Below are 13,804 nucleotides of genomic sequence, written 5' to 3' on the forward strand. Positions count from 1 at the left end.
GGCACCCGGTGGGGCGAGATCTCGGTACGCGCACTCCGTGCGCTACTCGATCGGCGGGATGATTCCGGTGCGGTGGTCGAGTAGCCGGTGGAGCCGGCGTATCGAGACCGGCACCCGGTTGTGCGGGATCTCGATACGCGCACTGCGTGCGCTACTCGATCGGCGAGAGGGGGGCAGCGGCGCGGAGTGTCAGCGGGAGACCGTGGCGCGAAGCACACGCGTCGGTTCGGAGATGACACCCTCGCCCACCGTCTCCACGCGCACATCGCGCAGCTTGAAGCGACGAATCTGCTTGTCAGCCGCCGCAATCTCGTTCGACGCGTTCGCGCCCTTGAGCAGAATCAACTCGCCACCGTCACGGACGAGGGGAGCGGTGAGAGGGATCAGTGTACGGAAGGCGCTCACGGCGCGGGCCGTCACCTGGTCGAGCACCGGACCATCCGCCCACTCCTCCGCGCGACCACGAACGACCTCGACGTTGTCGAGGCCCAGCGCTGCCACCTGCTCATTCAGCCACGCGACGCGACGCTCCATGGGCTCGATCAGCACCCATCTCACGTCGGGGCGGGCGATCGCCAGTACAACTCCAGGCAGGCCGGCTCCGGAGCCCACATCTCCCACGCGACCGGAGAACAGCGATGCGGCGACCACGCTGTTCAGGATGTGACGCGTCCACAGGCGCGGCAGTTCCAGCGGTCCGATGAGCCCTCGCTCCTCGCCGTGGGCAGCGAGTGCGGCGGTAAAGGCGCGGGCAGTGCCGATGCGATCGCCGAACAACAGCTCGGCAGCCGACGGTTCGGGTTCCAGTTCGGTCATGGATGTTTCACGTGAAACGGCGACCGTCAGTGACGACGGATGACCGTATGACGGTCCGCTCCCTCACCATACGACTCCGAGACCAGCCCGCGCTCCGCGACGATGTCGTGCACGAGCTTTCGCTCATAGCTCGACATCGAGGGAAGGGACGCCTGCGAGGCACCTTCATCCAGGCGCTCCACAGCGCGGTCCACCAGCTGCTCCAGCTGCGTCTGGCGCGCGTCGCGGGAGCCTCCGATGTCGAGGATGAGACGGGAGAACCGACCTGTCTTGTTCTGCACCGCGATGCGCGTCAGTTCCTGCAGAGCCTGCACCGTGTCCGGCGCCGACAGAACCCGCACGGCGTCCTCTTCCTCAGCCTCGACAGAGACGTATGCTCGCCCGGCCCGTACGTCGAGTCCGAGGTCACCGTCGATGTCGGCGATGTCGAGCAGCTCCTCGATGAAGTCTGCGGCGACGTCACCCTCCTGCTCGAGTTGCTCGACCGACGCGGGGGAGCGGTCCGGAGCGGACGTGGTGGCGGTGTCGGAGTTGTTGCTCATCATTCCTCTGGGTCGTTCCGTGATCAGGACTTCGCGTTACCCGATGGGCCGTTGCCGCCCGACGGTCCGGACTGCTTCTGCGCCTGCTTCTTCGCCCGCTGCTTGCCGACCGGCTGCTGCCGCTTGGGCTGTGCGGCCTTGGCCCGCTCAGCCTCCTCGACGAGACGCTGCTGCTCCGCCTGGTACTTCTCCATCGACACCACCTTGCCGGAGGAGTCGATGGCCTTGCCCTTGCGGGCCAGCCGCTCCTCACGGGCCTTCGCCGCGTCCGACCCGGGGGTGGGCATCTCTCGGATGACGAGGAACTGCTGCCCCATCGTCCACAGGTTGGACACGAACCAGTAGATGACGACACCGAGCGGGAAGAACACGCCCGAGAAGACGAACGCGAACGGCAGCACGTACAGCATGATCTTCTGCATCTGGTACGCCTGGCCGGTCTTGGCTTCGGGGGAGAGGTTCTTCGAGATGATCTGGAGCTGTGTGAAGAACTGCGAGGCGATCATGAGCACCACGAGGGTCACCAGGATGATGATCGCCGTGGTGTTGCCCGAGTTGATGGCGTCGATCAGGGTCTCGTGGAGCGATGCGACGCCGAAGAGCTTCGCGTCGTAGAACTCCTGTGTCAGCTCCGCATTGAGCAGTCCCACACCGCCGATGCCGGCCTGAGCGTGCCGGGTGACGTCGTTCAGCACGCTGAACAGCGCGAAGAACACCGGCATCTGCACCAGGAGCGGCAGACAGCTCGACACCGGAGTGGTGCCGTGCTTCTTGTACAGCGCCATCGTCTCCCGGCTCATCGCCTCCCGCGAGAGCTGGTCACGCTTGCCCTTGTACTTCTCCTGAACTTTCCGCAGTTCAGGAGCAATTTCCATCATCTTGCGCTGGCTCTTGATCTGCCGCACGAACAGCGGGATCATCGCCGACCGCACGACGATCACGAGACCGACGATCGACAGCACCCACGTGAGACCCTCGGCAGCCGGCAGGCCGATCGCGGTGAACAGCCAGTGCCAGGCGACGAGCACGAGCTCGACCAGCCACTTCAGGGGCCACAGGATGGTGCCGATCAGATCGAAACCACCGCCGCCCGATGTCTCGGTCGCCGACGAAGCGAAGCTCAGAAGATCCATGCGCGGGATCAGTCCTTTCCGGTGGAGCCAGGAACGACGAAACCCTGCGGGGTGATGTCGTGACGGAAGTTCTCACGAAGCGGCACGTCGTCGACGCCGCCCTTCGCCCAGGGGTGGCACCGCGCGAGGCGCGCAGCGGTCATCGCACTTCCCACCACGGCGCCGTACTGCTGTACCGCGGCCACCGAGTAGGCGGTGCATGAGGGGTAGTACTTGCACACGTCACCGTACGTGTGCGAGATGGTCGCCCGGTAGCCGTGAAGCAGCCCCAGAGCGGCGTTCCGGGGCAGAAGCGGTATCGCACGAAGCGAATCGGATGCGGTCCAACGGCCGACACCGACGGCATACGACGGCAGAACACTCATGCCGCCCGCCTCGCCAGGCACCGTGCGACCTCGTCACGCAGTTGTGCGAAGTCGGCCTTCGCCGAGCCCGGGAGCGCACGGATGACAACGTCGGCACCGGGCCGGACATCGGTCAACGCCCCCGCGCAGACAGCCTTCAGCCGTCGCCGCACGGTGTTGCGGACGACGGCAGAACCGACCTGCTTGCTCACGATGAAACCGAAACGCGCAGCCCTGTCGTCTCCCGACTGGACCACGTAGGTGATGGAGTTCGCTCCGGCGCACCGCGCACCCCGGCGGACGACGGCCTTGTATTCCGCTCCGCGGGTCAGTCGGTTCTGCCTCGCGAGCACCGTGTGATCAGGCCGAGAGGGCGTCGCGGCCCTTGGCGCGACGAGCCGAGAGGATGGCACGGCCGGCACGGGTGCGCATGCGGGCGCGGAAGCCGTGCTTCTTGGCACGACGACGGTTGTTGGGCTGGAAAGTGCGCTTGCTCATGAGATCTCTTCCGGATGGGGTGTCCTCGGGACGCTCTTCCGGGGACGGGGTATCAGTGCTGCCGCGAGGGCATAAGTCAACTGAGTAAGGATACGTCGACAGCGTTCAGGACTCAAACCTGTGCGCGCGAGAGCGACATTATCCACAAAGGCTGGGAAGCCGCTGGTCAGGACACGCGGCCCGGAACTACAGTGGGGTTTGCTCGCAGCCCTGCCGCTGACTAGCGTGGCACGGTCAGTTATCCACAGGTTGCGCGGTGTCACCTCGCGGGCGTGGAACATCTACTTTCCCCGGGGGCTACATGTCGCAGCACGAGATTCCAGATGTCCCCGTCTGGGGGCGTGTTCTGGAGGCCCTCGCCGTCGACGACCGCGTCACTCCCCAGCTCCACGGCTTTCTGAACCTCGCCGTCCCCCAGGGTGTCATGGGCGGCACCCTCTATCTCGACGTGCCCAACGACCTCACCGCCGCTCAGCTGAACAAGCGGCTGCGAGCTCCCATCATGGAAGCCCTCGCCCACGTCGAGCAGAACGGCGCCTACGACCCGCCGGCCGCCACCTTCCGTGTCGTCGTCAATCCCGACATCATCGACGCCCACCTGACGGCTCCCGTTCCGATCCAGGAGCTGACGGTACCCGCGCCGTCGATGTCGCCCATGCCGGCCGCGCGACAGGTCTTCGAGGAACCGCTCGAGTCGTCGTCGGGAAACACATCTCGCAACGACACCCGCCTCAACCCGAAGTACACCTTCGACAACTTCGTCATCGGGCAGTCCAACCGCTTCGCCCACGCAGCGGCGGTCGCCGTCGCCGAAGCGCCCGCGAAGGCCTACAACCCGCTGTTCATCTACGGCGACTCGGGGCTCGGCAAGACGCATCTCCTGCACGCCATCGGCGACTACGCGATGAGTCTGTACTCGGGCATCCGCGTGCGATACGTCTCGAGCGAAGAATTCACGAACGACTTCATCAACTCGATCGCGAACAACCGCGGCTCGGCGTTCCAGGCGCGCTACCGCGACGTCGACATCCTCCTCATCGACGACATCCAGTTCCTCCAGGGTCGCGCCGAGACGCAGGAGGCCTTCTTCCACACCTTCAACACGCTGCACGATCACGACAAGCAGGTCGTGATCACGAGCGACGTGCCACCGAAGCACCTCACCGGCTTCGAGGATCGGATGCGCTCCCGCTTCGAGTGGGGACTGATCACGGATGTGCAGGCTCCCGATCTCGAGACCCGCATCGCGATCCTGCGCAAGAAGGCGCAGAGCGAGCGCCTACACATCCCGGACGAGGTGTTGGAGTACATCGCGACCGTCGTGTCCTCGAACATCCGGGAGCTGGAGGGCGCGCTCATCCGCGTCTCGGCCTTCGCCAGTCTGAACCGGTCGAACCTCGACATGTCGCTGGCACAGACGGTGCTCCGCGACATCGTCGATCAGGACGACGCGAACGTCATCTCGCCGACCGACATCATCCAGGCGACCGCTCAGTACTTCAAGCTCACCGTCGACGACCTCTACGGCTCCAGCCGTTCGCAGGCCGTGGCCATCGCCCGGCAGATCGCCATGTACCTGTGCCGTGAGCGCACGAACCTGTCGCTTCCGAAGATCGGTCAGCTGTTCGGCAACCGTGACCACACGACCGTCATGTACGCGTACAAGAAGATCAGCGACCTCATGAAGGAGCGTCGCTCGATCTACAACCAGGTGACCGAGATCACGGCGCAGCTCGGCCGCATGCGCTGAGGGTCCCCTCGCCTCACATCCGCACTTGACAGCGGACACATAGCCACGCCATCATGTGCGTTCTTCACAGTGTGGAAAACCTGTGGATAACTGGGGATGCTTCGCCTCGACATGTGAACGAAACGGCATCCACCTGTGGAAGACGCCGTGACCACGCTGTTTCCACACAGATGGCTTCCCGCGTGATTCCGCATCGTATCCACATCTCACACGTTTGTAGTTCTCTAGAGCGCACTGGGATCCACCGACTTATCCACAGTTTCCACAGTTGTTAACAAGATGAAGAACAAGAACTTAAGCAGAGGTCGATTCGATGACCTCAAGGGATCGAGCTCGGGAGAAGGGATGCACCGGCGAGGATGCGGACGAGCGCCGATCGCGCACTAGCATGGGCCGCACAGGGCAGTAGCATGAGAAACCCCATGCCCGAGGTCGAGGGAGCGTACGTGAGATTCCAGGTCAATCGCGATGTCTTCAGCGAAGCCGTCTCATTCGTCGTCAAGCTCCTTCCCCAGCGCAACCCGCAGCCGATTCTCGCGGGCGTGCTGATCGAGGCGTCGGACGAAGGGCTGTCGCTGTCGGCATTCGACTACGAGGCCTCGGCCCGAACGACCATCGACGCGACGGTCGACGACCCGGGCACGATCCTGGTCCACGGACGTCTCCTGTCCGATATCGCCAGTCGTCTGCCGAACGCACCGATTCAGATCTCGGTCGATCCCGAAGACGGCGTCGTGCTCACATGCGGTTCCGCACGCTTCACCCTGTCCTCCATGCCCGTCGAGGAGTACCCGGCGATTCCCGAGGTGTCGGGTGAATCGGGGCTGGTTCCCGGGGAGGAGTTCGCGACCGCCATCGCGCAGGTCGCCTTCGCCGCGTCCCGTGACGACGTCACCCCCGTTCTCACCGGCGTGCAGCTGGAAGTGACCGGGAATCGCCTGAGCCTGGTCGCCACGGATCGCTATCGCGTCGCGCTCCGCGAGATCCCGTGGGACGGCGGAACGACCGGTTCCGACGCCACGGCACTCGTGCCCGCCCGCACGCTGACCGAGGTCGGCAAGACCTTCGCGCACTCGGGTGACATCTCGATCGCCTTCTCGGGCAGCGGCGACCGCGAGATCATCGCCTTCACCGCGGGGAACAAGACCGTCACCTCGCTCCTCATCAAGGGCAACTTCCCGCCGGTCCGCCGTCTGTTCCCGGAGCAGACCGAGCACCACGCTGTCGTGAACACCGCCGATCTCGCCGAGGCCGTGCGTCGTGTGGCGCTGGTTCTCGACCGCTCCGCCCCGCTCCGGTTCACGTTCGCAGCCGACAGCGTCTCGATGGATGCCTCCGGCACCGAGCAGGCGCGGGCCAGCGAATCCGTCGACGCGACCCTGTCCGGTGGCGACGATGTCACGCTCGGGCTGAATCCGCAGTACCTCCTCGAGTCGCTCGGTGCGGTGCGCAGCGAGTTCGCGCGCGTGACCTTCACCTCGAGCGAGAACGCGAACAAGCTCAGCCCGGTGCTGATCACGCCCCAGACCTCGGTGGACAAGGGCGGAGAGGACACGTTCAAGTACCTGCTCCAGCCGAACCTGCTGCTGAGGTGAGCGCATCCGGGTGACGTCCGAGGCGATCATTAGGCTGTACCGGTGATCGTGGAGCAGCTCTCACTCGTCGACTTCCGCAACTATGCGGCTGCCGACGTGGTGCTGCGACCCGGTCCGAACGTGTTCGTGGGTCGGAACGGCCAGGGCAAGACGAACCTCGCCGAGGCGATCGCCTACTTCGCCACACTCGGCTCTCACCGGGTGTCGCAGGATGCCCCGATGGTGCGGGAGGGCAAGGAGTCGGCGTTCATCCGCACCCGACTCGGTCACGGCGAGCGACGCGTCACCCTCGAACTGCAGGTCAACCGGCAGGGGTCCAACAAGGCGCGCGTGAACGGCTCACCGGTGAAGACCGCCGAGCTTCCCCGATATGCGCAGGTCGTCCTCTTCGCTCCCGAAGACCTGCAGATCGTGCGGGGTGACCCCTCGGCTCGCCGCCGGTTCGCCGATCAGCTCCTCATCCAGCGCGCACCGCGCATGGCTTCGGTGCTGCAGGATTACGATCGCGTGCTCAAGCAGCGAAACGCACTGCTGAAGTCCGCGCGTGCCCGCGGCGTGAAGGGCGACGGTCTGTCGACGCTGGATGTGTGGGATGACAAGCTCGTGACGCTCGGCGCCCAGGTGATCGAGGCGCGCCTGCGCCTCGCCGATGACCTCGCGACCCCCGTCGCCGACGCTTATACGGCCATCGCGGGCGCAGACCATCGGCCTCGGCTGCAGTGGGCGCTGTCGGTCGAAGGCGGTGATCCGGAGGAAGACGAGACCGGAAGCGAGAGCGCGGTGTCGGCGACGCCCATCGCAGACCAGTTCCGCAACGCCCTGGCCGCGCGACGCACGGCGGAGCTCGAGCGCGGCGTCACACTGGTCGGTCCCCACCGTGACGACCTGGTGCTGAAGGTGCGAGGGCTCCCGGTCAAGGGCTACGCATCGCACGGGGAATCCTGGTCGGTCGCGTTGTCGCTTCGCCTCGCGTCAGCGGAGCTCCTTCGCGCCGATTCGCTGCTCGGTGATCCGGTGCTGATCCTCGACGACGTGTTCGCCGAACTCGATGCCGATCGACGAGTGCGCCTGGCCGAGGTCGCCCGGGGATACGAGCAGGTCGTGGTCACCGCGGCGGTGGATCAGGATGTGCCGCCGCCGCTGCGCACCCAGGTGGTGCGGGTGGATGCGGGTCGTATCCTCCCGGAGGAGGAGCCGCACGATGGATGACGTCTCGTCGGAGCAGGTGCCGGAGACGGTCGCGACCTACCTCCGACTGCGCGGGCTGAAGCCGTCGTCGAAGTCATGGCGCCGGCGGCGCCGGGTGCGCGACGACGACGAGAACCAGCCGTTCACAGCGGGGCGTGATCCGCGCGGTGTCGCCGACGTGCTCACGGAGCTCACGCGCCAGGCCGGTTGGGAGGGCCAGCTGGCGCGCGAGGACGTGGTGCGCACGTGGGCCGAGGTCGCCGGATCCGACACCGCCGAGCGCACGCGCCCGGTGTCGTTCCACGACGGCACGCTCACCATCCAGGCCGACTCGACGGCCTGGGCGAAGCAGCTTCAGCTGATGCGGGCGCAGATCCTCACCGAGATCGTGCGTCGGTATCCAGAAGCGGGGGTCGTGACCGTGCGATTCATCGGGCCGGACGTCCCCTCGTGGAAATGGGGCACCAGAGCCGTTCCAGGGCGGGGCCCTCGCGATACCTACGGATAACCCACGTCTCGCCATATCTGTGCCGATTTCATCGCGCCACAGGGCCGTATAACCGATCTGAGCGCGACGAACTTGGTAGAGTGGAGCCGATCCCTCCGACAGATGTGGAGCGCCTTCACCCATGACGTCCCAGAACCCCGACAGCGTTCCCGAGGACGCGGCCGACGACGCCGCACCCATCCCCACGGGGACACCCACCGAGTACGGGGCCGACGCCATTCAGGTGCTCGAAGGCCTGGAGGCGGTGCGCAAGCGCCCCGGCATGTACATCGGTTCGACGGGGGAGCGCGGACTCCACCACCTGGTGTACGAGATCGTCGACAACTCCGTCGATGAGGCCCTGGCCGGTCATTGCGACACGATCCAGGTCACGATCCTCGAGGACGGCGCCGTCCGCGTGGTGGACAACGGTCGTGGAATCCCCGTGGACATGCACCGCACCGAGGGCAAGTCGACGGTCGAGGTCGTCCTCACCGTGCTGCATGCCGGCGGCAAGTTCGGCGGGGGCGGGTACGCGGTCTCCGGCGGACTCCACGGCGTCGGTTCATCCGTCGTCAACGCGCTGTCCTACCGTCTCGAGGTCGAGGTGCACCGGCAGGGATCGGTATGGCGACAGTCCTATCGCGACGGCGGACAGCCCATCGCCCCGCTGGAGAAGGGCGAAGACAGCGAGCTGACCGGAACCACCATCACGTTCTGGCCCGATCCCGACATCTTCGACACGGTCGAGTTCGACTACGACACGCTGCGCACCCGGTTCCAGCAGATGGCCTTCCTGAACAAGGGCCTCCGTATCGACCTGCGCGACGAGCGCGCTCAGGCCTACGTCGAAGACGTCGAGCCCAGCACCGGAACCGAGACGCCGGATGCGCGTCACGACAGCTTCCTCTACGAGCGGGGCCTGGTCGACTACGTGGAGTACCTCAACAAGGTGCGTCACGCCGAGGTCGTCAACGACGAGATCATCGAGGTCGAGTCGGAGGACACCGACCGCAAGATCGCCATGGAGATGGCGATGCAGTGGACGACGAGCTACACCGAGAACGTCTTCACCTTCGCGAACACGATCAACACGCACGAGGGCGGCACGCACGAGGAAGGCTTCCGGTCGGCCCTGACCGCGCTGGTCAACCGCTACGCCCGTGCGCAGAACATGCTGAAGGAGAAGGATGACAACCTCACCGGTGAGGACATCCGTGAGGGACTCACCGCCGTCATCTCCGTGAAGCTGTCCGAGCCGCAGTTCGAGGGCCAGACCAAGACCAAGCTCGGCAACACGGAAGCGCGGGCGTTCGTGCAGAAGGTCGTCGGTGACCAGCTCGGCGACTGGTTCGACCGGTATCCGCAGCAGGCGAAGAACGTCGTCCGCAAGGCGATCGACGCCGCCAGCGCCCGCATGGCAGCGCGCAAAGCTCGTGAGACCGCGCGCCGCAAGAGCGTCTTCGAGTCGGCTGCGATGCCCGACAAGCTCAAGGACTGCACGAGCAAAGATCCGTCGATCAGCGAGATCTTCCTCGTGGAGGGCGACTCCGCCGGTGGTTCGGCCGTGCAGGGCCGGGATCCGCACACGCAGGCGATCCTCGCGCTGCGCGGCAAGATCCTCAACGTCGAGCGCGCACGCTTGGACAAGGCGCTGTCGAACAAGGAAGTGCAGGCGATGATCCAGGCGTTCGGCGCCGGCATCGGCGAGGACTTCGACATCTCCAAGGCCCGCTATCACAAGATCGTGCTGATGGCCGATGCCGACGTCGACGGACAGCACATCACGACGCTCCTGCTGACCCTGCTGTTCCGCTACATGCGCGGCCTGATCGAGGCGGGCTTCGTCTATCTGGCACAGCCTCCGCTCTATCGCCTGAAGTGGTCGAACTCGCCGCACGAGTACGTCTTCAGCGACCGCGAGCGCGATGCCCTCCTCGCCGACGGCCTCGCCAGCGGCAAGCGCATCCCCAAGGACAGCGGCGTGCAGCGGTACAAGGGTCTCGGCGAGATGAATGCCAAGGAGCTGTGGGAGACGACGATGGATGTCACGACCCGCACCCTCAAGCAGGTGACGATCGACGATGCCGCGGCAGCCGACGAGATCTTCTCCGTGCTCATGGGAGAAGACGTCGAGTCGCGTCGCGGGTTCATCCAGCGAAACGCCAAAGACGTCCGCTTCCTCGACATCTAGACACAGCACGGTCGTTGGCGTTTCGTCTCGCTTCGCTCGCTCAACGACCGGGAAGCCTCGCTCTTCGAGCGAGGAGCGAAGCGACGAGACGAAACGCACGAAACGGAAGATGAACGATGGCTGACGAAGAACGTCCCGTCCCCGAACATGACCACGGCAAGATCGATCAGGTCGATCTGCAGCTGGAGATGCAGCGCAGCTACCTCGACTACGCGATGGCGGTCATCGTGGGCCGTGCGCTTCCGGACGTGCGGGATGGCCTGAAGCCGGTGCACCGCCGCGTGATCTACGGCATGTACGACGGCGGGTTCCGCCCCGACAAGTCCTTCTCGAAGTGCGCTCGTGTCGTCGGCGAGGTCATGGGTCAGTACCACCCGCACGGTGACACCGCGATCTACGACGCCCTCGTTCGTCTCGTGCAACCGTGGTCGATGCGCTACCCGCTCGCGCAGGGGCAGGGCAATTTCGGCTCGCCCGGCAACATGGGCGCTGCCGCTCCCCGATACACCGAGACCAAGATGGCGACCATCGCCCTCGAGATGGTCCGCGACATCGAAGAGGAGACCGTCGACTTCCAGGACAATTACGACGGTCAGACTCAGGAGCCCGCGGTTCTTCCGTCGCGCTTTCCGAACCTGCTCGTCAACGGGTCGGTCGGCATCGCGGTCGGAATGGCCACCAACATCCCTCCGCACAACCTTCGCGAGGTCGCGGCGGGAGCGTTGTGGGCGCTCGACAATCCCGAAGCGACTCGGGAAGAGCTTCTCGAGGCGCTCATCGAGCGCATTCCGGGGCCGGACTTCCCGACCGGTGCGCAGATCCTCGGAACCCGGGGCATCCGCGATGCCTATCGCACCGGGCGCGGCTCCATCACGATGCGGGCGGTCGTGGCGATCGAAGAGATCCAGGGCCGCACCTGCCTGGTGATCACCGAGCTGCCCTACCAGGTGAACCCGGACAACCTCGCCGTGAAGATCGGCGACCTGGCCCGCGACGGGAAGATCACGGGCATCGCCGACATCCGTGATGAGAGCAGTGACCGCACCGGCCAGCGGCTGGTCGTCGTCCTCAAGCGCGACGCCGTGGCGAAGGTCGTGCTGAACAACCTCTACAAGCACACCCAGCTGCAGGAGAACTTCGGCGCGAACATGCTCGCGATCGTCGATGGCGTTCCCCGCACGCTCGCACTCGACGGGTTCATCAGCTACTGGATCGAACACCAGATCGACGTCATCGTGCGACGGACCCGGTACCGGCTGCGCAAGGCGGAAGAGCGCATGCACATCCTGCGCGGGTATCTCAAGGCGCTCGACGCGCTCGACGAGGTCATCGCACTCATCCGTCGTTCGCCCACGGTCGACGATGCGCGCGAAGGCCTGAAATCGCTGCTCGAGATCGACGACATCCAGGCGGACGCCATCCTCGCGATGCAGCTGCGTCGCCTGGCTGCGATGGAACGCCAGAAGATCATCGATGAGGCTTCGGAGCTGGAAGCTCAGATCGCGGACTATCAGGAGATCCTCGCCGACCCCACGCGCCAGCGAGGAATCGTGCGCGACGAGCTCGGGGCGATCGTCGACAAGTTCGGCGACGACCGCCGCACGCACATCCTGCACGGGTTCGACGGAGACATGTCCGTCGAAGACCTCATCCCCGAGGAGGAGATGGTCGTCACCGTCACCCGTGCGGGATACATCAAGCGCACCCGCAGCGACAATTACCGCTCACAGCACCGGGGCGGACGCGGCGTACGCGGCGCCCAGCTGCGAGCCGACGACGTCGTCGAGCACTTCTTCGTGACCACCACGCACCACTGGCTGCTGTTCTTCACGAACAAGGGACGGGTGTATCGCGCCAAGGCGTACGAGGTGCCCGAGGGAGGGCGTGACGCGAAGGGGCAGCACGTCGCGAATCTGCTTGCGCTGCAGCCCGACGAGGAGATCGCGCAGATCCGGGACATCCGCGACTACAACGTCGCCGACTACCTCGTGCTCGCGACCCGCAGCGGGCTGGTGAAGAAGACGCGTCTGACCGACTACGACACCAACCGCCAGGGTGGGGTCATCGCGATCCGGCTGCGCGACGAGGACGAACTGGTGAGCGCCCTTCTCATCGACGAGGGCGAGGACATCCTCCTCATCAGCCGGAACGGCATGTCGTTGCGCTTCACCGCCACCGACGATGCGCTTCGCCCGATGGGGCGCGCGACGGAAGGCGTGAAGGGAATGACGTTCCGCGACCGTGACAGCCTGCTCTCGGCGTCGGTCGCCAAGGACGACGAGTTCGTGTTCGTGGTGACCGACGGCGGCTACGCCAAGCGCACGGAAGTGGCTCAGTACCGCACTCAGAGTCGGGGCGGTCTCGGCATCAAGGTCGCCAAACTCCACGATGACCGGGGCGTTCTCGCCGGCGGACTGCTGGTGCACAGCGACGACGAGGTCTTGGTGGTCCTTGCCAGCGGCAAGGTGGTACGCTCTGCCGTGGCCGAGGTGCCCGCCAAGGGTCGCGACACCATGGGTGTGGTGTTCGCCCGCCTCAGCGAGGATGACAAGATCCTCGCGATCGCGCGAAACATCGAGCGGGCCGTGGCCGAAGAAGCCGCCGAGGAAGAGAACCCGTCTGCCCCCTCGGACGATTCCCAGTCGACTGAGAAGAGTATGGACGCATGAGCACGGTAGCCGACAAGCTCGCGAAGAAATCGAGTTCCAAGGCCAGCGCGAAGCAGGTACGCCTGCGTCTGGTCTACGTGGACTTCTGGTCCGCCGTGAAGCTCTCGTTCCTGGCAGCGGTCGCGATCTCGATCGCCACGGTCGTGGCGTACCTCCTGGTCTTCGCCATCGTGCAGACGACGGGGATCATCGACCAGGTCGATGAGTTCTTCACCAGCTTCTCCGACGGCGGGGTGTCGATCCGCGCGTTCGTCGGCTTCCCGCAGGTGCTCGCGTTCTCGTCGGTCGTCGCGATCCTCAACCTCGTCGTCGTCACGGTGATGGGTGCGGTCGTCGCCGGCGTCTACAACCTCGCGGTCAAGGTCACCGGCGGCCTCCTCGTCGGGTTCACCTCGAACTGACCCGCGTCCACCCGATTTCGTGAATATCGCGCACATCGGGTAAAGTCTTGGAGGTTGACGGCCCCGGTCGTCACTCCACACGGGGCTATAGCTCAGGCGGTTAGAGCGCTTCACTGATAATGAAGAGGTCCCAGGTTCAAGTCCTGGTAGCCCCACTCGCGGTCCCGGGGCCTTAGCTCAGTTGGTA

The 13,804-nt window shown here is 65.4% G+C and carries 13 protein-coding genes and 1 tRNA gene; 8 read left to right on the plus strand and 6 right to left on the minus strand.

Features of this window, described 5'->3' with window-relative positions:
• Positions 1–189: 189 nt before the first annotated feature.
• The 6 genes from rsmG to rpmH are packed head-to-tail and all read right to left on the minus strand — an operon-like array spanning position 190 to position 3,333.
• Positions 190–816: a 16S rRNA (guanine(527)-N(7))-methyltransferase RsmG gene (rsmG, locus tag B3S45_RS03155; RefSeq protein WP_286717350.1), complete on the minus strand. Its 627-nt coding sequence runs from the start codon at positions 814–816 to the stop codon at positions 190–192.
• Positions 817–842: 26 nt separating this feature from the next.
• Positions 843–1,358 carry a protein jag gene (locus B3S45_RS03160; RefSeq protein WP_286717352.1) on the minus strand — a complete coding sequence of 172 codons (516 nt, stop codon included), beginning with the start codon at positions 1,356–1,358 and terminating at the stop codon, positions 843–845.
• Positions 1,359–1,381: 23 nt separating this feature from the next.
• Positions 1,382–2,491, minus strand: coding sequence for a membrane protein insertase YidC (gene yidC / locus B3S45_RS03165; RefSeq protein ID WP_071044214.1), 1,110 nt, complete (start codon positions 2,489–2,491; stop codon positions 1,382–1,384).
• A gap of 8 nt (positions 2,492–2,499) precedes the next feature.
• On the minus strand, positions 2,500–2,856 hold the full coding sequence (gene yidD / locus B3S45_RS03170; RefSeq protein ID WP_071044334.1) for a membrane protein insertion efficiency factor YidD: 357 nt from the start codon (positions 2,854–2,856) through the stop codon (positions 2,500–2,502).
• On the minus strand, positions 2,853–3,257 hold the full coding sequence (gene rnpA / locus B3S45_RS03175; protein WP_390466724.1) for a ribonuclease P protein component: 405 nt from the start codon (positions 3,255–3,257) through the stop codon (positions 2,853–2,855). The genes yidD and rnpA overlap by 4 nt, the downstream gene beginning before the upstream one ends.
• Positions 3,196–3,333 (minus strand): 50S ribosomal protein L34, encoded by a 138-nt coding sequence (gene rpmH / locus B3S45_RS03180; protein ID WP_071044216.1) that lies wholly within the window; start codon positions 3,331–3,333, stop codon positions 3,196–3,198. The genes rnpA and rpmH overlap by 62 nt, the downstream gene beginning before the upstream one ends.
• A 301-nt stretch (positions 3,334–3,634) precedes the next feature.
• On the opposite strand from rpmH, the gene dnaA reads away from it, so the two are divergent.
• The 8 genes from dnaA to B3S45_RS03220 all read left to right on the plus strand — a co-directional run bounded on the left by dnaA (position 3,635) and on the right by B3S45_RS03220 (position 13,772).
• Positions 3,635–5,083, plus strand: a complete 1,449-nt coding sequence (dnaA, locus tag B3S45_RS03185) for a chromosomal replication initiator protein DnaA (protein ID WP_286717357.1) — start codon at positions 3,635–3,637, stop codon at positions 5,081–5,083.
• A gap of 446 nt (positions 5,084–5,529) precedes the next feature.
• Entirely contained in the window at positions 5,530–6,678 is a 1,149-nt protein-coding gene (dnaN, locus tag B3S45_RS03190) for a DNA polymerase III subunit beta (RefSeq protein ID WP_071044336.1), read from the plus strand.
• Positions 6,679–6,720: 42 nt separating this feature from the next.
• Positions 6,721–7,887 carry a DNA replication/repair protein RecF gene (recF, locus tag B3S45_RS03195; RefSeq protein WP_286717359.1) on the plus strand — a complete coding sequence of 389 codons (1,167 nt, stop codon included), beginning with the start codon at positions 6,721–6,723 and terminating at the stop codon, positions 7,885–7,887.
• Entirely contained in the window at positions 7,880–8,374 is a 495-nt protein-coding gene (locus B3S45_RS03200) for a DUF721 domain-containing protein (RefSeq protein WP_071044219.1), read from the plus strand. The genes recF and B3S45_RS03200 overlap by 8 nt, the downstream gene beginning before the upstream one ends.
• A gap of 121 nt (positions 8,375–8,495) precedes the next feature.
• Positions 8,496–10,547, plus strand: coding sequence for a DNA topoisomerase (ATP-hydrolyzing) subunit B (gene gyrB / locus B3S45_RS03205; RefSeq protein WP_286717362.1), 2,052 nt, complete (start codon positions 8,496–8,498; stop codon positions 10,545–10,547).
• A gap of 116 nt (positions 10,548–10,663) precedes the next feature.
• Positions 10,664–13,216, plus strand: coding sequence for a DNA gyrase subunit A (gene gyrA, locus B3S45_RS03210; RefSeq protein ID WP_286717364.1), 2,553 nt, complete (start codon positions 10,664–10,666; stop codon positions 13,214–13,216).
• On the plus strand, positions 13,213–13,617 hold the full coding sequence (locus tag B3S45_RS03215; RefSeq protein WP_071044222.1) for a DUF3566 domain-containing protein: 405 nt from the start codon (positions 13,213–13,215) through the stop codon (positions 13,615–13,617). Before gyrA ends, B3S45_RS03215 begins: the two co-directional genes overlap by 4 nt.
• An 81-nt stretch (positions 13,618–13,698) precedes the next feature.
• Positions 13,699–13,772 (plus strand) — tRNA-Ile (locus B3S45_RS03220).
• Positions 13,773–13,804: the final 32 nt, after the last annotated feature.

The sequence above is a fragment of the Microbacterium sp. UBA1612 genome (assembly GCF_002321605.1).
GTDB lineage: Bacteria > Actinomycetota > Actinomycetes > Actinomycetales > Microbacteriaceae > Microbacterium > Microbacterium luteum.

Bases quoted from the DNA above. Each gene is read 5' to 3' on its own strand.
- gyrA (WP_286717364.1), top strand. From the start codon at position 10,664: ATGGCTGACGAAGAACGTCCCGTCCCCGAACATGACCACGGCAAGATC.
- gyrB (WP_286717362.1), top strand. From the start codon at position 8,496: ATGACGTCCCAGAACCCCGACAGCGTTCCCGAGGACGCGGCCGACGAC.
- B3S45_RS03215 (WP_071044222.1), top strand. From the start codon at position 13,213: ATGAGCACGGTAGCCGACAAGCTCGCGAAGAAATCGAGTTCCAAGGCC.
- B3S45_RS03160 (WP_286717352.1), bottom strand. From the start codon at position 1,358: ATGAGCAACAACTCCGACACCGCCACCACGTCCGCTCCGGACCGCTCC.
- dnaA (WP_286717357.1), top strand. From the start codon at position 3,635: ATGTCGCAGCACGAGATTCCAGATGTCCCCGTCTGGGGGCGTGTTCTG.
- B3S45_RS03200 (WP_071044219.1), top strand. From the start codon at position 7,880: ATGGATGACGTCTCGTCGGAGCAGGTGCCGGAGACGGTCGCGACCTAC.
- yidC (WP_071044214.1), bottom strand. From the start codon at position 2,491: ATGGATCTTCTGAGCTTCGCTTCGTCGGCGACCGAGACATCGGGCGGC.
- rpmH (WP_071044216.1), bottom strand. From the start codon at position 3,333: ATGAGCAAGCGCACTTTCCAGCCCAACAACCGTCGTCGTGCCAAGAAG.
- rsmG (WP_286717350.1), bottom strand. From the start codon at position 816: ATGACCGAACTGGAACCCGAACCGTCGGCTGCCGAGCTGTTGTTCGGC.
- yidD (WP_071044334.1), bottom strand. From the start codon at position 2,856: ATGAGTGTTCTGCCGTCGTATGCCGTCGGTGTCGGCCGTTGGACCGCA.